Raw genomic sequence first — 16614 nt, forward strand, 5'->3', positions numbered from 1 at the left:
TTAAGGGTGGACATGGTTGAGAGCGTCAGCACCGCCAAGCGCGCAAGGACCACCCGCGCGACGGCGGGCGGCCCAGAAGTGGACCTGCGGCAGCTGCTGGCGGGCCTGACCGCCGTCCGCGACGGCGACTTCGGGACGCGGCTGCCCGAGGAGGGCGACGGCCTCTACAAAGAGATCGCCACCGTCTTCAACGGCATGGTCGACCAGCTCTCGCTGTTCACCAGCGAGGTCACCCGCGTCGCCCGCGAGGTCGGCACCGAGGGCCAGCTCGGCGGCCAGGCGGCCGTGCCGGGCGTGTACGGCACCTGGAAAGACCTGACCGACTCGGTGAACGCCATGGCGGGCAACCTCACCGACCAGGTGCGCAGCATCGCCCAGGTCACCACCGCGGTCGCCAAGGGCGACCTCTCGCAGAAGATCACCGTCTCGGCGCGCGGCGAGATCCTCGAGCTGAAGAACACCATCAACACGATGGTCGACCAGCTGTCCTCCTTCGCCGACGAGGTCACCCGCGTGGCCCGCGAGGTCGGCACCGACGGCCGTCTCGGCGGCCAGGCGCAGGTCACCGAGGTCGCCGGCACCTGGCGCGACCTGACCGACTCGGTGAACTCCATGGCCGGCAACCTCACCGACCAGGTGCGCAACATCTCGCAGGTGGCGACGGCGGTGGCGCGCGGCGACCTGTCGCAGAAGATCACCGTCTCGGCGCGCGGCGAGATCCTCGAACTGAAGAACACGCTGAACACCATGGTCGACCAGCTGTCCTCCTTCGCCGACGAGGTCACCCGCGTGGCCCGCGAGGTCGGCACCGAGGGGCGCCTGGGCGGCCAGGCGGACGTCAAGGGCGTCTCGGGCACCTGGAAGGCGCTCACCGAGTCGGTGAACGTCATGGCCGACAACCTCACCGCCCAGGTGCGCAGCATCGCCGAGGTCACCACGGCGGTCGCCAAGGGCGACCTGTCGCAGAAGATCCGCGTCGACGCGCGCGGCGAGATCCTGGAGCTCAAGGAGACCATCAACACGATGGTCGACCAGCTCTCGGCGTTCGCCGACGAGGTGACCCGCGTGGCCCGCGAGGTCGGCACCGAGGGCAACCTGGGCGGCCAGGCGACCGTGCGCGGCGTGTCGGGCACCTGGAAGGACCTCACCGACAACGTCAACGTGATGGGGTCCAACCTCACCAGCCAGGTGCGCTCGATCGCGCAGGTCGCGACGGCGGTGGCCAGGGGCGACCTGTCGCAGAAGATCACCGTCGAGGCCAAGGGCGAGGTGGCCGCGCTCGCCCAGACGATCAACACGATGGTCGAGACGCTGAGCGCGTTCGCCGACGAGGTCACCCGCGTGGCCCGCGAGGTCGGCACCGAAGGCGAGCTCGGCGGCCAGGCGCGGGTGCCGAACGTCGCCGGCACCTGGAAGGACCTCACCGACAACGTCAACTCCATGGCCAACAACCTGACCAGCCAGGTGCGCAACATCGCCCAGGTCACCACGGCCGTGGCCCAGGGCGACCTGACCAAGAAGATCGACGTCGACGCCCGCGGCGAGATCCTCGAGCTCAAGACCACCATCAACACAATGGTCGACCAGCTGTCCTCCTTCGCCGCCGAGGTCACCCGCGTGGCCCGCGAGGTGGGCAGCGAGGGCCGCCTGGGCGGCCAGGCCGAGGTGGAGGGCGTCTCGGGCACCTGGAAGCGCCTGACCGAGAACGTCAACGAGCTGGCCGGCAACCTCACCCGTCAGGTGCGAGCCATCGCCGAGGTGACCAGCGCGGTGACCTCGGGCGACCTCACCCGCTCGATCACCGTCGACGCCTCCGGCGAGGTCGCCGAGCTCAAGGACAACATCAACTCCATGGTGAAGTCCCTGCGCGAGACCACCAGGGCCAACCAGGAGCAAGACTGGCTGAAGACCAACCTCGCCCGCATCTCCGGCCTGATGCAGGGCCACCGCGACCTGTCGGTGGTCGCCGAGCTGGTCATGAACGAGCTGGCGCCGCTGGTCAGCGCGCAGCACGGCACGTTCCTGCTGGCCGAGGAGACCCCCCGCGGCACCGAGCTGCGGCTGGTCGGCGGCTACGGCCACCGGGAGGACTCCCGCCGCTACGCCCTGGGCGACTCCCTGGTCGGGCAGGCGGCGCTGGCCAAGCGCACCATCCTCGTCGAGGACGTCCCGCACGGCTACCTCAAGATCGCCTCAAGCCTGGGCGAGGCGGGGCCGGTGAACCTCATGGTGCTGCCCATCGTCTTCGAGGACCAGGTGCTCGGCGTCATCGAGCTGGCCAGCCTCAACCGCTTCACCCAGATCCACCGCGACTTCCTCGAACTGCTCGTCGAGACCATCGGCGTCAACGTCAACACGATCGTGGCCAACGCCCGCACCGACGCCCTGCTCACCGAGTCGCAGCGGCTGGCCACCGAACTGCAGGTCGGCCAGGAGGAGCTCCAGCGCTCCAACGCCGAGCTGGAGGAGAAGGCCGAGCTGCTCGCCCGGCAGAACCGCGACATCGAGACCAAGAACATCGAGATCGAGCAGGCCAGCCAGGAGCTGGAGGACCGCGCCCAGCAGCTCGCGCTCGCCTCCAAGTACAAGAGCGAGTTCCTGGCCAACATGAGCCACGAACTGCGCACCCCGCTCAACTCGCTGCTCATCCTGGCCCAGCTGCTGGCCCAGAACCCCGCGCGCAACCTCACCGCCAAGCAGGTCGAGTACGCCAACGTCATCCACTCGGCCGGCACCGACCTGCTCCAGCTCATCAACGACATCCTCGACCTGTCCAAGATCGAGGCCGGCAAGATGGACCTCACGCTGGAGCCGTTCCACATCCGCCAGCTGCTGGACTACGTCGAGGCCACCTTCCGGCCGCTGACCACCGAGAAGGGGCTGCGGTTCGACGTGCAGGTCGCCCCGGACGTGCCCACCCAGCTGCTGATGGACGAGCAGCGCCTGCGCCAGGTGCTGCGCAACCTGCTGTCCAACGCGGTGAAGTTCACCGAGCGGGGCACCGTCGCGCTGCGCGTCGAGCGCACCACGATGGACCTGCCGAGCGGCTCCGGCCAGGAGGTCCTGGCCTTCCACGTGTCCGACACCGGCATCGGCATCGCCGAGGAGAACCTCTCCCAGATCTTCGACGCCTTCCAGCAGGCCGACGGCACCACCAGCCGCAAGTACGGCGGCACCGGCCTCGGCCTGTCCATCAGCCGCGAGATCGCCACGCTGTTCCACGGCGAGATCCGCGCGGACAGCACGCTCGGCGAGGGCAGCACGTTCAGCCTCTACCTGCCGATGAACGGCTTCTCCGACGAGGAGCCGACGGTCCCCGGCACGGGCCGCCCGGCCCCCCGGCAGGCCGAGCCGGTGGAGCCGGCGGAGCCCGTCGAGTTGCCTGCCCCCTCGCCCCCGCAGGGCGAAGACCTCGACGGCCGTCGCCTGCTGGTCGTCGAGGCGCGGCCGAACGGGCTGCTGTCGCTGCTGGCGCAGAGCGTCGTGGCCGACCTGTCGCAGACCCACGGCCCGGTGCGGGTCACCACGGCGAGCAACCCCGACACCGCCATGGCCGCGCTCACGCGCGACGGCTACCACTGCATCGTGCTCGACCTCGGCATGCCGCAGGACGCCGCGGCGGAGTTCCTGCGCCGGCTGGACGACGACCCGGCGCTGCGGTCGCTGCCGGTGCTCGCCCACCACACCCGCAAGCTCACCCGGCCGCAGGAGAACCTCCTGCAGGGCCGCTCGCGCACCCAGCCGCTGGAGCGCCTGCCCAGCCTGGACGAGCTGCGCGAGCGCATCACGCTGCACCTGTCGGCCGAGGGCCCTGGGGACGTGCTGCCGCTGGTGCAGGCCAGCCCCGAGGAGACGCCCCAGGACGTCGAGAAGGTCGACAGCGGCCTGCTCGGCCGCAAGGTGCTGGTGATCGACGACGACGTGCGCAACGTCTTCGCGCTCACCAACATCCTGGAGTTGCACGGCATGCAGGTGCTCTACGCCGAGAACGGCCGCAAGGGCATCGACGTGCTGATGCGCAACGACGACGTCGACCTGGTGCTGATGGACATCATGATGCCCGAGATGGACGGCTACGCCGCCACGGCCGCGATCCGCGAGATGCCGCGCTTCGCCAACCTGCCGATCATCGCGGTCACCGCCAAGGCCATGCACGGCGACCGCGAGAAGACCCTCTCGTCGGGCGCCAGCGACTACGTCACCAAGCCGGTGGACTCCGAGGAGCTCATCGACCGCATGCAGCGCTGGCTCGAACTCTGACCCCGCCCCTCAGACGAAGACCTCAACCCGGCAGCGGGCCCCATCCCCGCGACATCGCGTTCAGGCGCCGCTGGTGAGGTGGTTGGCGGCCCAGGAGGCGATGCCGGCGCGGGAGCGGACGCCGAGTTTGTTCATGATCCGGTCGACGTGCCCCTCGGCGGTCCGCTGGGAGATGACCAGCCGCGCCGCGATCTCCCTGTTCGAGCGGCCCTCGGCGACGAGCGTGGCGACCTGCCGCTCGCGGGGCGTCAGCCGCAGCAGCGAGTCGCCCGGGGCGGAGGGGGCCGGGACGCCGGAGAGGGCGCCGGCCGGGACGCCGGGGCGGGCCGCGCCGCCGGACGGACGGCGCGTCTCGCCGAGGGCGTAGGCCACGGCGGCGTCGAAGGGGATCTCCGCGGCCCGCCGGCGCGCGGCCTCCACGGTGTCCTTGCCCAGCGTCCGCTCGGCCCGCTCCCGGCAGTGGACGCTCCACCCGCGCAGGGTGCCCCAGCCGAACAGCGGCGCGCCGATCGGCTCCCACATCCGCTCGCTCATGGCGAGCATGAGCGAGGCGGCCTCGGCGTCGCCGTTCGCCATGGCGATCCAGGCCAGGAACTCCACGCAGAACGGGATGCCGAGCCGGTCGGTGATGCGCCGCTTGACGCGCAGCGACTCCCGCGCGTACCTCTCGGCCGACCGCAGGTCGCCGCGGCTCCACCAGGTGACGGCGAGGTTCCACAGGGCCCATGACCGCGTCCAGCACTCTCCGTGGGCCTCGCACAGCGCCACGCAGTCCTTGCACAGCGCCATGGCGCGCTCCACGTCCCCGAGCAGGCCGACGACCATGCCGAGCTGGCAGGACACGACGGTGGTCACGGAGGTGAGCTCCCCTGTGGCCCGGTGGTGGTCCAGCGCCCGCTCCAGGTACACCGCCGCCTCCTCCAGCCGGTCCTGGATCCACATCGCCGTGCCGATCCACTGGGTGGCGTGGGCGAGCGCGGTGTCGTCCCCGAGGCGCCGCGCGAGGTCGGCGCACTCGGTGAGCGCCCCGAGCGCGCGCTGGACGTCGCCCTGCCCGGTGGCCACCCAGCCGTCAACCCACAGCGCCTTGGCGCGCTCGCCGCTGGGCGCGGTGTCCAGGGCCAGCGCCCGGTCCAGCCAGTGGCGGCCGTCCCTGACGGCGGAGCCGATCCAGTACCACCAGAGGGCGCCGGCCATCCGCAGCCCGGTGCGGGCCTCGCCGGGTTCGGTGAGGCAGAACTCCAGCGCGGCCCACACGTCGGGCTCGTCGGCCCGTGTGCGGTCCAGCCAGGCGGGCTGGCGCGGCCCGAACCAGTCGGCCTCGGCCCGCTCGGCCAGGCGCAGGTAGTGGTCGCGGTGCCGGCGGCGCACGGCGGTCTCCTCGCCGCTCTCGGCCAGCCGTTCCTTCCCGTAGTCGCGGATCGTCTCCAGCATGGAGTACCGGACGTGGGCGCCATGGCCGGTGCGGCAGACCACGGACTTGCCGACCAGGCTCGCGATGCCCGACAGCACCTGCTCACGCGTGAGGCCCGCGCCGGCGCACACATCCTGGACGGCTTCCTGGCCGGCCTGGCCGGCGAACACCGAGAGCCTCGCCCACAGGGTCTGCTCCAGGCCGGTGCACAGGTCGAAGCTCCACCCGATCGCCGCGCGCAGCGTCTGGTGGCGCGGCTGGTCGTCGCGGTACCCGGTGGCCAGCAGGCGGTAGCGGTCCTCCAGCCGGGTCAGCATCTGGTCCACCGACAGCACCGGCAGCCGCACCGCCGCCAGCTCGATGGCCAGCGGCAGCCCGTCCAGCCGGCGGCACAGCGTGGCCACGGCGTTCTCGTTGCCCTTGTCCACGACGAACCCCGACACCGCGGCCGACGCGCGGTCCTCGAACAGCGCCAGGGCCTCGTATCCGGTGCCGGCGTCCTCGGCCCCGGCGGCCGGCTCCTGCGTGCCGGGCAGGGTGAGCGGCAGGACGCGCCAGACGTGCTCCCCGGGCAGCCCGATCGGTTCGCGGCTGGTGGCCAGCACCCGCAGCCCGGGCGCCGCCCGCAGCAGCGCGGCCACCAGGTCGGCACAGGCCTCGCGCACGTGTTCGCAGTTGTCCAGGACCAGCAGCAGGCGGCGGCCGGCCAGGTGGTCGGCCAGGGCCCGCACCGGGTCGCGGGTGGAGACGGTGTCGGGCGCCTCGACCGCCGCGGCCACCGCGCTCGCGACCAGCGAGGCGGTGTGCACCTTGGCCAGTTCGGCGAGGCGGACACCGTCGGGGAAGGTCCGCTGGAGCCGGCGGGCGACGTGGAGCGCCAGCCGGGTCTTGCCGACCCCGCCGACGCCCGTGAGCGTGACCAGCCGCCACCGGCACAGGCATTTCCCGATGTCCGCGGTCGCCTGCCGGCGGCCGACGAAGCTGGTGATCTCGCGGGGCAGGGTCCCCGCCTTCCGCTTTACCGCATGCACTGGCACCACGCCCGCCGGGCCCGAGGGGCTCCTGAGATGGTTCATGGCCATCCGTCGCGCGCATGACGTCATCACGCGCCCACTGTCCGTATTATCCCATATGTCAGGTTCGCGCGGTCGGGGAGCCCGAGCCGTCCAGCAGCTCTGCGAAGCGCTCGGCGACCAGATCCCAGCGCCACTCGCGCTCGATCCACTCCCGGCCCCGCTCCCCCATGCGCCGGGCGCGCTCCGGGTCGCGCAGCAGCCCCGTCAGGGCCGCCGCCACCTCGGCCGGGTCGCGGCCGTCGACCACCAGCCCGGTCTCCCCGGGCAGGACCGCGTCGGGCGCGCCCCCTGAGGCCCCGGCGACGATCGGCAGCCCGGTCGCGGAAGCCTCCAGGTACACGATGCCCAGACCCTCCACGTCCATGCCGCCAAGGCGCGTGCGGCACGGCATCGCGAACACGTCCCCGGCGTCGTAGTAGGCCGGCAGGCTGCTCCAGGGCACCGACCCGGTGACCACCACCGACCCCGCCAGCCCCCGCTCGCCGATCGCCCGCTCGATCGCCGGACGGGACGGCCCCCCGCCCACCAGCAGCAGGACGGCGTCCGGCACCTCGCGCAGCACCGACGGCCAGCAGCGGACCAGCGTGTCCTGCCCCTTGCGCGGCACCAGGCGCGACACGCACACCACCACGGGCCGCTCGCCGATGCCCAGCGACGCCCGCACCCCCGCGCCGCCGGACCCGGGACGGAACACACCGGTGTCCACGCCGGGCGTCAGCCGCACGAGCCGGCCGGAGGGCACCACGCGCACCAGCCGCTCGCGGGTGTACTCGCCCAGGTAGGTGACCACGTCCGCGCGGGCGCCGATGCGCGCGAGCAGGCCGCGCGCCACCGGGACGCCCGCCCAGGCGGCCTCGTGCCCATGGGTCAGCATGACCACCCGCCGTGCCCCCGCCGCGCGAAGGGCGGGCGCGAGCAGACCGAGCGGGGCCGCCGCGCCGAACACGACGGTGTCGCACCCCTCCGACCGCACCAGAGCGGCCGCCCGCCGCGCCACCTCCGGGACCGGCAGCATCAGTGACCCTCCATGCCGCACCACGCGGTACGGCTGCCGCGCGTCGAACTCCTCCCACCCGCGCCAGCGCGAGGCGTACACCACCACCGACCCCGGCGGCCGCCGGAGGGCGAGCGCGTGCACGAACGCCTGGATGCCGCCGGGCCGCGGCGGGAAGTCGTTGGTGACGAACAGCGTCCTGGCGTGCCCGGGGCCGTGCCCGTCGGGGATCACGGCTCGGGCAGGCCGTTCAGGCGGGCCCAGGAGCGCGCTAGAGCCAGACGCTGCGGAGCGGTGGGGTGGGAGGCGTACATCAGGTAGTCGAAGCCGCTCGGCGTCAGATCGGAGATGTTGGTCAGCGCCAGCCGCTTCTGCATCGCGGCGAACGTGGCGGCGTCGCGGGTCAGATCCAGCGCGTGGACGTCGGCCCTGGCCTCGATCCGCCGGCTGACGAGGTTCTCGGCCGGCCCCGACAGCACGGTCGCCAGGCTCATCAGCCCCAGAAGCACGCCGACCGACCTCGGGTCGGCCACCGAGGCGACGCCCGTGCGGCGCCTGAGCGCGGGCAGGGACACCACCAGGTACAGCAGGCAGGCGCCCGCGGCGGCGCCGAGCGCGCCGACCATCGTCCCGTACAGGACGTCCCCGCGCTTGGCGTGCCCCAGCTCGTGCGCGACGACCAGCCTCACCTCACCGGCCGGGGCGCGCAGCAGCGTGTCGTAGACGACGATGCGGCGGGTGGCGCCGAAGCCGGAGACGTAGGCGTTGAGCGCCGTGGTCCGGCGGGAGGCGTCGGCGACCAGCACGTCCTGGACGGGGACGCCGTCGCGGCGGGCCATGGCGACCAGATCGTCGCGCAGCCGCCCGGCGGGCAGCGGCGTGAAGTCGTTGAACAACGGCTCGACGACCAGGGGGTAGACGAACGACGCCGCGACGGTGAGCAGGAACGCCCCGGCCGCGGCGGGCGCCCACCAGCGGCGGGGGGCGCGGCGGGCCAGCCAGACCACCGCGAGCACCATGATCGCGATGATCACGGTCTGGACGGCGAAGCTCTTGAGCCGGTCGGCCGACCACGCGGGCCACTGCTGGGTGGACAGGCCGTACGCGCGCAGCCGCGTCTCGTACCACATGCCGAGCGGCCACTTGATCGCCAGGCTCACCGCCGAGAGCGCGACGACGCCGAGCAGGGCGCGCGCCCACCACGGGCCCGGGAGCCGTCCCACCAGCCAGGCGCCCACGGGCGTCAGGACCAGCACGCCCGCGACGGCGAGCGTCACGGCCAGCGACAGGTACACCGGCACGTTCACGGCCGCGTCGAAAGCGTCGGCGCGCGCGATCTGCGCCGCGGTGAAGTCGCGCGCGGGATCGGGCGCCACGGCGGGCGCGGAGCCCGGCAGCGGGCGCCACGGCGTGCTCACCGCCACCACGGCGGCCAGCGCCACCCCCAGGCCCACCAGCGCGCCCCCCGCCGCCCGCACCCCGCTCACCGCTCGCTCCGAGCCGGCGCCTGGACCATCGGATGGGCCCGTGCGGGTGTGCGCGTCCGCGCCGGCGTCGCCCGCCGGGCCGGCCACGCGGCCGGTCTCGTCACTTCGCTCCATGCTCTCCCCTGCGCCGCGCCGCCACCGTGGTCATGCGAGCTGGTCTCGGACGTACTCGCGCCAGGCGGCGGTGAACCGCTCCAGGCTCATGCGGAGCGTGCGGGACAGCGCCGCCCGCACGTCCCCGTGCCTGGACTCACGGTAGAGGCTCACCAGAGCGCGTTCGCCGAAGCGCCCCGCGACATACCGGCAGGCGAGCCAGGCCTCCTCGTACGCCTGGGCCTGCCGCGCGGAGCCGGCGGCGAACGCCTCCGGCCCGGGCAGCCGTTCGGGCGTCCGTCCGGCGCGCACCTCGTCGGCCAGTTCGGCCGCGGCCCGGCGCGCCGGGATGCCGGCGTCGAGATAGCCGACGTAGTCCGCGAACCCCTCGACCAGCCATTTGGGCGTGCTCCCGTCGAGCGCCGCCCCGGTGGCGATGTGCGTGATCTCGTGGGCGAGGACGACGTCGCGGCCGGCGGCGGTCAGGCGGGCGAACGACCGCGGCTCCACGATCACCCGGTCGGCGCCCGCCACCGCGGCCAGGCCGCTCACCTGCGCTGGGGCGGCCAGCACGGCCGCCTGCTCGGTCGTGGCGGGAACGGCGATCAGCGGACGCACCGGGCCCACGACGCGGGCGACCAGCCGGCTCGCCCGGTCGGCCCGGCGCGCCAGGTCGGCGAACGCGGCTCCGGAGGCCACGGCGGCGGCCCCGCCTCCGGGGACGGGCCCGGTCGCGGAGGTTCTCGCAGCCTGCGGGACCGTGGTTCCAGAAGCCGTGAGGGCTCCAGGGGCGGTGAGGGCACCGGGGGCCGCGACCACGAGGGAGAGGTCGCCGCGAAAGGTCCGCGCGCCGGACCATATCTCCGGATGCTCGCCGATCAGCGTCCGCGCCCGCCGTCCGAGATCGTCCTCGACGGCGGAGGGCCCCGTCAGCACGGTCAGCAACCCCGCCAGGACGGCCCAGAGCCACACGACGCGCATGCGGGAAATCTACCTGCTCGTCCTTCCCGGCCACATCGGCGTCCCAGGGGCGGACTCACCTCAGCGTCCCGGCAGCGGACCCGTATCGACTTAAGAACGGTGGACCCGTATCGACGTCCCGGCGGCGGACGCGTCTCGGCTTCCCGGCGGCGGACCCGGTTCGACGTCGCGGCGGCGGACCCGCGGAGGTCGTGCCCGCTTTATCCGGCCACATCGGCCTTGCGGGACGCGGACGTGCGAAGGCCCCGTCCGCTCCGAGGGGGGAGGAGCGGACGGGGCCTTCACGACCGGCGCGAGGGGCATGTGCACCACCCGGAAACGTCTTCGAGGAGCGGGGGCACCTCTCGGAGACGCTCTCCCGGAGGAATCCTCGCGCCGATCGGCCTCCGGAACGGCAGGCAGATCGGCCTCCGGAACCGCCGGTCAGCTTCCGGAACCGCCGGTCAGCTTCCGGAACCGCCGGTCAGGGTCCGGAACCGCCGGTCAGGGTCCGGAAGCGCCGGCCGGCATCCCGGGACGGCCCGGAAACCGGACCGGCCCGTCGTGGGAACCGGGAGCGGATCGGCACGGGCGACCGGCGCACCCGACCCAGCGGAGCCCTGGATGGGCGGGGGTGGTTCCGCGGGTCAAGCGGGGGTCCAGCGCCAACCTGGAGCGGCAGGCGGAATCCGACCTGGTCATCCGATTGCTGGATGGCAGCGCCGACGCCGCGACGGTCCCGCCGGTCAGACGCCGGGGCGGACGGCGCCGACGAAGGACGCCTTCCGGTAGCCCGACAGCTTGTCGATGCGCACCCGCGCGCCGGTGTGCGGCGAGTGGATCATCTTGCCGTGCCCGACGTACATGCCGACGTGGCCGAGTCCGTAGAAGAACATCAGGTCACCCTGCTTGAGGTTCTTCCAGGACACCTTCTTCCGCACCGTGCGGAACTGGCTGGCGGCGATGCGGGGCAGCTTCACCCCGGCCTTGCGCCAGGCGTACAGCATCAGGCCGGAGCAGTCGAAGGCCCCCGGGCCGCTGGCGCCCCAGCGGTAGGGGTCGCCGATCTGCTTCTTCGCCACCGCGACGGCCGTGTGCGCCTTGAACTGCTGCCGGGCGGCCCTGCTCACTTTGGCCTTGCTCTTGGATGTGCGGGAGGTGCTGGATGTGCTCGCCTCGCTCACCGTGGCCGTGCCGGTGGGCTCGGAGGCCCCGGTGATGCTCGGTGTCTCGATCAGCCCGGCCGGGCCGTAGACGGACGGCTCTGAGGGTCCCTGAGCCGGTGCCGCCGTGGCGGCGTCAGCCGCCGTCGCCTGCGTCGCCACGGCTCCCACGGAGGCCGTCATGGTGAGCACCACACCGCCGAGAGAGAAGCGGGCAATGCGCGACAGACGAGGGTTCTGGGTGGTGCTGGACAGGATCGCTCCTTGATTCTTCCACTCACGCCTACCGGGTTAGCTGACGGATTCGGGCATGGAAGTAGCCCTACGACGCCAAGGCGTCGATTCACCCCCTGATCCCGCGTTCAGGATCAATTGGGTCCCCGGTTCCGTGCTCCTTGCCGCACGGATTCGGCAGGTCACCGCCCCTTTGGGGTCCTGGCTCGCGCCTTACTGGGGCGACGGCGACCGCTGGATTGTCATGCGTGGAGCCGGTCGGAAGACCGGCTCCGTTCGCGACGGCATGGCGTGCTCGCCGCGGGCCAGAAGTTACACAGAACCCCAAATTGAGGCAAAGCCGTGACCAAGTCACATAGATCAAATAGGGGGCTTCTTAATCAGGAAACCCCTGCACAACAAGCGCATCCGTTACCCGTATGTGATTCCCCTCACATATCCCGAAACGGCACCTGACGCGAGTCACACAGGTCACATCAGTCACACCCGTTCAGGGATCTTGGAGAGGGAACGGTCCACCTAGCCCCGCCCGGCGGACCGGGATTCGCACCCCCGCATGTCACGCTCCGCACCCGAGACCCGTTACCCACGACGTCTGTTCCGCAACGATCCTTCAGCAACAGTGCTTCCGCAATGAGAATTACGCAATATCTGTTGCGCAACGTCCATTGCTAATGTCAAAGTGGGCGCATGGCCGATGAAGACGTACGCACGATCACCGACTCACGGGTGCTGGCCGCCCTGTCGCATCCCACGAGGCGGCGCCTCATGGACGCGCTGAAGGTCTACGGTCCCTGCACCGCCAGCATGCTGGCCGAGCACACCGGGCAGGCCGTCGCCAACGCCAGCCACCACCTGCGCGTCCTGGCCGGCAGCGAGCTCATCGAGGAGGCCCCCGAGCTCGCCCGCGACCGGCGCGAGCGCTGGTGGCGGCTGTCCTCGGCCGAGCTGCGCTGGAGCGAGTCCGACTTCGGCGGCGACCCCGCGACCGCCGCCATCGCCAGCGCGGCGGCGTCCCTCAACCTCGAACACCACGTCAGCATGGTCCGCGCCTGGTACGCCGCGAGCGAGGACGAGCGGGCGGCCTGGCAGGACGCCCCCTTCTCCACCGACAAGTGGCTGCGGCTCACCCCCGACGAGCTGCACGAGTTCGAGGCGCAGTTCCTGGAGCTCCTCAGCCGGTGGGCCACCCGGGAGATCCCCGACGACGGGCGGCCCCGCGAGCCGGTGTTCGTCTTCGCCTTCGGCGTCCCGGGCCGGCCGTGAACGGCCTCACCGCGGCGGCCGCGCCCGCCGCGTCCCGATCCCGGGGCCGCTGGGGGCTGCTGCGCGACCGCGACTTCCGGCTGCTGTGGGTCGGCGAGACCACCAGCGGCTTCGGCAGCTCTCTCACCTCGGTTGCCCTGCCTCTGGTCGCGATCACCGCGCTCCACGCGACCACGCTGGAGGTCGCTCTGCTCACCGCCGCGGCGTGGGTGCCCTGGGTGATCATCGGCCTGCCCGCCGGAGCCTGGGTCGACCGCCTGCCCCGCAGGCCCGTGATGCTGACCTGCGACGCCGTGTCGTTCCTGCTGTTCCTCAGCATCCCGGTGGCCGCGTGGCAAGGCGTGCTGACCGTCGGCCATCTGCTGGCCGTCGCGCTGCTCACGGGCACCGCCAAGGTGTTCTTCCAGACCTCCTACCAGGTGTACCTCCCCTCGATCGTCGTTCCCGCCGACCTGCCCGAGGGCAACGCCAAGCTCCAGGGCGGCGAGTCGGCCGTCGAGGTGGTGGGCCCGGGAGCCGCCGGTCTGGTCGCCCAGGTGTTCGGCGCGGTCACCGCGCTGCTCGCCGACGCGGCGAGCTTCGTGGTCTCGGCGCTGTGCCTGCTCGGCATCAGGGCCCGCGAGGCCCCGGTGTCGCGCGAGCGGCGGGCCACGACGCTTCGACGCGAGATCGGCGAGGGCCTGCGCTTCGTCGCCCGCGACCCCTACCTGCGGGTGCTCACGGTGTTCGGGGCGGCCAGCAACCTCGGGCTCATGGGATACCAGGCCATCCTGGTCGTCTTCCTGGTGCGCGACGTCGGCGTCGGCCCCGGCGCGGTCGGCGGGCTGATGGCGGTCATGAGCGTCGGCGGCCTGGCGGGCGCGGCGAGCGCCACCTGGGTGTCCAGGCGGCTCGGCAGCGCCCGCGCCATGATCGTGTTCGAGGCGCTCGGCGCGCCGTTCGGCCTGCTCATTCCGCTGGCCCACCGGGGCCCGTGGCTGGCGGTCGCGGTGGCCGGCGGGTTCGTCCTGGTCACGGGCGTGGTGGCGGGCAACATCATCAAGGCGGGCTTCCGCCAGACCTACGTCCCCCGGCACCTGCTCGGCCGGGTCTCCGTGAGCATGCAGTTCGTCAACTACGGCACCATCCCGCTCGGCGCCCTCCTCGGCGGAGCGCTCGGCGGCGCCATCGGCACCCGTCCATCGATGTGGGTCGTCACGGCCGGGCTCGCCCTGACCGGCCTGATCCTCCTCACCGGCCCCCTCAGGCACCGCCGCGACCTCCCCGCCTCCCCCGACCGCCCCTGACCCCACGACCCCACCCACCACCAGACCAGCCCGCACACCGAACCAGACCCGTTCGAGCATGCCTATCCCGGCGCCGGGTCGGCGGGACGAGGAACGGCCGATCCGGCGCCGTGTGCGGCGGGCGACCCGGTGGACCCTCGGCTCACAGCCCCGGCCGTTCGCCAGGCCACCGGCGGGCGGGCGTCCTTGCCATATCGGCAAGAGGGTGTGCTCATTCGCGCCGCGAGCGCCTAGCCTGCCGGCCATGATGTCGCATTCTCAGCACCATGATCACCTTGGACATGAAGATCAACGTGACCGCCATGACCACGATGGCGAGGGCCACGCGCACCATGACGAGGCCGGCCTGGCGGACCTGCTCGACCTGGACGCGGTGGTGCTCGGCGCCTACCTGGAGAAGGTGACCGCGTGGGCCGGGCGGCACGCCCCCGACGCGCCCCGGACCATCGTCGACGTGGGCGCCGGGACGGGCACCGGCGGGCTGGCCTTCGCACGCCGCTTCGCGACCGCCGAGGTCGTCGCCGTCGACAGGTCCCCCTTGATGCTCGGACGCCTCCAGGCCACGGCGCGCGAGCGCGGGCTGGCCCAGCGGCTGCGCGTCGTACAGGCCGACCTGGACGTCGCCTGGCCCTCGGTCGGCGGAGTGGACCTCGCGTGGGCGTCCTCGTCCTTGCACGAGGTCGCCGACCCGCACCGCGTGCTCACCGACCTGCACACCGCGCTTAACCCCGGCGGCCTGCTGGTGGTCGTCGAGATGGACGGTCCGCCGCGCTTCCTGCCCGACGACATCGGGTTCGGCCGGCCGGGCCTGGAGTCGCGCTGCCACGAGGCGATGGCGCAGGCGGGCTGGAACGCGCACCCGGACTGGCGTCCGTACCTGGAGCGGGCCGGTTTCGAGATCGCCGCCGAGCACCGATTCAGCATCGAGGCGACTCCGGCGCCGCCGGAGACCGGACGCTACGCGCATGCCTACCTGAGCCACATCCGCCGCGGCCTCGACGGCCGGCTGCCCGCCGACGACCTCGACGCCCTGGACCGCCTCCTCGCGCAGGACGACCCCGGGGCCCTCCTGCATCGCGGCGACCTGACCGTCCGGGGCACCCGCACCGCCTGGGCGGCCCGCCGCCCCTGACCGGCTCCCCGCGCCGGCCACAGACCGCGCTCCGGCTCGTAGAACGCGCTGACTTGTAGAACGGGCTGAGCCGTAGACGGGCTGAGCCGTAGACGCGCTGAGCCGCAGAACGGGCTGAGCCGCAGAACGTGCTGGGCCGTAGAACGCGAACGCCCCCGGGCCGAAATTCCCGGCCGGGGGGCGTGGCGTGGTCCGTGCGGTGCGTCAGGGGCGGACGGCGCCGATGATCCCCCGGTAGCTGGAGAGGGGGACGACCTTGACGACGTCTCCGGTGCGGGGCGCGTGCACCATCTTGCCGCCGCCCGCGTACATGCCGACGTGACCGAGGCCCGCGGCGAACAGCAGGTCGCCCGGCTGCAGGGCGTTCAGGGAGACCCGGCGGGAGGCGCCCCAGGAGTACTGCTGGGCGGCGGTGCGCGGCAGACTGACCCCGGCCGCCCGCCAGGACGCCTGGGTGAGGCCCGAGCAGTCCCAGGCGCCCGGCCCGGTGCCGCCGTAGCGGTAGGGCTTGCCGACCTGAGCGAAGGCGAACTGCAGCGCCGCGCGGGCGTTGCCGGAGGCGGCCCCGGTGTACTTGATGCCTGGGCTGTTCGGATTGCCGGGGTTGTAGGCGTTCAGCTTGCGCAGGAGCCGCTCCTGCTCACCGACCAGCTTCTCGACGTCCTTCTTCTGCCGACGCAGGTCGTCCAGCAGCTTGACGGCCTTGTCGTAGGCGCCCTTGGCCTTGTCGCGCTGACCCTTGAGCGACCGGGTGGCCTGCTCGTACGCGCTGATCGTGCGTGACTGGCCCGCCGACATCTGGTCGATGGAGGCCAGCCCGGCCAGCAGCGCCTCGGGGTCGGGCTGGGTGATCAGGTTGGACCAGGACAGGACGTCACCGGACTGGTAGGTGCTGATCGCGACCGACACCAGGCCGACGCGCAGGTCATCGACGCGGCCGAGCTCGCCCTTCAGGCGGCCGTTGAGGGAGTTGTACTCCTTCCTGGCCTTCTTCCACTGCTCGCCGGCCAGGTTGTAGCGGTCCACCACCTTGTCGGCCTGGTCGTTGAGCTTGGCCAGCCGCGCCTTCGTCTGGGCGATCGTCGGCTTCGGCTTGGCCTCCGCTCCGCCCGTCTGGGTCGCCATGACGGCGACGATCAGACCGGCGGCCAAAGGTATCCGCCCTATCGCCCGGATCCCACGCACGACCACTGGGACGCCAGCTCCCTCTGCGAGACAAGTGAGACAACCTGGGCGGTGATCCTACAGA

The 16614-nt window shown here is 72.5% G+C and carries 10 protein-coding genes and 1 riboswitch; of the genes, 4 read left to right on the forward strand and 6 right to left on the reverse strand.

Translation table 11 applies throughout. From position 1 onward, the window contains the following. The first annotated feature begins 12 nt into the window (after positions 1-12). On the forward strand, positions 13-4260 hold the full coding sequence (locus ABZU32_RS23600) for a HAMP domain-containing protein (protein ID WP_354925072.1): 4248 nt from the start codon (positions 13-15) through the stop codon (positions 4258-4260). A 60-nt stretch (positions 4261-4320) separates the two neighbouring features. On the opposite strand, the gene ABZU32_RS23605 is transcribed toward ABZU32_RS23600, so the two are convergent. The 5 genes from ABZU32_RS23605 to ABZU32_RS23625 all read right to left on the reverse strand — a co-directional run bounded on the left by ABZU32_RS23605 (position 4321) and on the right by ABZU32_RS23625 (position 11630). After that, positions 4321-6705, reverse strand: coding sequence for a LuxR C-terminal-related transcriptional regulator (locus tag ABZU32_RS23605; protein ID WP_354925074.1), 2385 nt, complete (start codon positions 6703-6705; stop codon positions 4321-4323). A gap of 103 nt (positions 6706-6808) precedes the next feature. After that, the gene (locus ABZU32_RS23610) at positions 6809-7978 is read right to left on the reverse strand and encodes a glycosyltransferase family 4 protein (protein WP_354925076.1); all 1170 of its coding nucleotides are present in this window, start codon (positions 7976-7978) and stop codon (positions 6809-6811) included. Beyond that, the gene (locus ABZU32_RS23615; protein ID WP_354925078.1) at positions 7975-9345 is read right to left on the reverse strand and encodes a M48 family metallopeptidase; all 1371 of its coding nucleotides are present in this window, start codon (positions 9343-9345) and stop codon (positions 7975-7977) included. The genes ABZU32_RS23610 and ABZU32_RS23615 overlap by 4 nt, the downstream gene beginning before the upstream one ends. Before the next feature lie 30 nt (positions 9346-9375). Continuing rightward, positions 9376-10305 carry a hypothetical protein gene (locus ABZU32_RS23620; RefSeq protein WP_354925079.1) on the reverse strand — a complete coding sequence of 310 codons (930 nt, stop codon included), beginning with the start codon at positions 10303-10305 and terminating at the stop codon, positions 9376-9378. Between the two features lie 725 nt (positions 10306-11030). Next, entirely contained in the window at positions 11031-11630 is a 600-nt protein-coding gene (locus ABZU32_RS23625; protein WP_354925081.1) for a C40 family peptidase, read from the reverse strand. A gap of 82 nt (positions 11631-11712) precedes the next feature. Further along, a riboswitch (cyclic di-AMP (ydaO/yuaA leader) is annotated at positions 11713-11871 on the reverse strand. Positions 11872-12371: 500 nt separating this feature from the next. Here ABZU32_RS23625 and ABZU32_RS23630 point away from each other — a divergent pair. The 3 genes from ABZU32_RS23630 (at position 12372) to ABZU32_RS23640 (ending at position 15365) form a co-directional block, all read left to right on the forward strand. Continuing rightward, entirely contained in the window at positions 12372-12947 is a 576-nt protein-coding gene (locus ABZU32_RS23630) for a metalloregulator ArsR/SmtB family transcription factor (RefSeq protein ID WP_354925083.1), read from the forward strand. After that, positions 12944-14233 carry an MFS transporter gene (locus tag ABZU32_RS23635; protein WP_354925085.1) on the forward strand — a complete coding sequence of 430 codons (1290 nt, stop codon included), beginning with the start codon at positions 12944-12946 and terminating at the stop codon, positions 14231-14233. The genes ABZU32_RS23630 and ABZU32_RS23635 overlap by 4 nt, the downstream gene beginning before the upstream one ends. A gap of 244 nt (positions 14234-14477) precedes the next feature. Beyond that, a complete protein-coding gene (locus ABZU32_RS23640) occupies positions 14478-15365 on the forward strand; it encodes a methyltransferase (protein WP_354925087.1) in 888 nt (295 codons plus the stop codon). A gap of 204 nt (positions 15366-15569) precedes the next feature. On the opposite strand, the gene ABZU32_RS23645 is transcribed toward ABZU32_RS23640, so the two are convergent. Beyond that, positions 15570-16490 carry an NlpC/P60 family protein gene (locus tag ABZU32_RS23645; protein WP_354843435.1) on the reverse strand — a complete coding sequence of 307 codons (921 nt, stop codon included), beginning with the start codon at positions 16488-16490 and terminating at the stop codon, positions 15570-15572. Positions 16491-16614 lie beyond the last annotated feature (124 nt).

Origin of the sequence: Sphaerisporangium sp. NPDC005288 (assembly GCF_040607475.1) — a bacterium.
GTDB classification, from domain to species: domain Bacteria; phylum Actinomycetota; class Actinomycetes; order Streptosporangiales; family Streptosporangiaceae; genus Sphaerisporangium; species Sphaerisporangium rhizosphaerae.

Bases quoted from the DNA above. Each gene is read 5' to 3' on its own strand.
- ABZU32_RS23625 (WP_354925081.1), bottom strand. From the start codon at position 11,630: ATGACGGCCTCCGTGGGAGCCGTGGCGACGCAGGCGACGGCGGCTGAC.
- ABZU32_RS23615 (WP_354925078.1), bottom strand. From the start codon at position 9,345: ATGGAGCGAAGTGACGAGACCGGCCGCGTGGCCGGCCCGGCGGGCGAC.
- ABZU32_RS23630 (WP_354925083.1), top strand. From the start codon at position 12,372: ATGGCCGATGAAGACGTACGCACGATCACCGACTCACGGGTGCTGGCC.
- ABZU32_RS23640 (WP_354925087.1), top strand. From the start codon at position 14,478: ATGATGTCGCATTCTCAGCACCATGATCACCTTGGACATGAAGATCAA.
- ABZU32_RS23600 (WP_354925072.1), top strand. From the start codon at position 13: ATGGTTGAGAGCGTCAGCACCGCCAAGCGCGCAAGGACCACCCGCGCG.
- ABZU32_RS23645 (WP_354843435.1), bottom strand. From the start codon at position 16,490: ATGGCGACCCAGACGGGCGGAGCGGAGGCCAAGCCGAAGCCGACGATC.
- ABZU32_RS23620 (WP_354925079.1), bottom strand. From the start codon at position 10,305: ATGCGCGTCGTGTGGCTCTGGGCCGTCCTGGCGGGGTTGCTGACCGTG.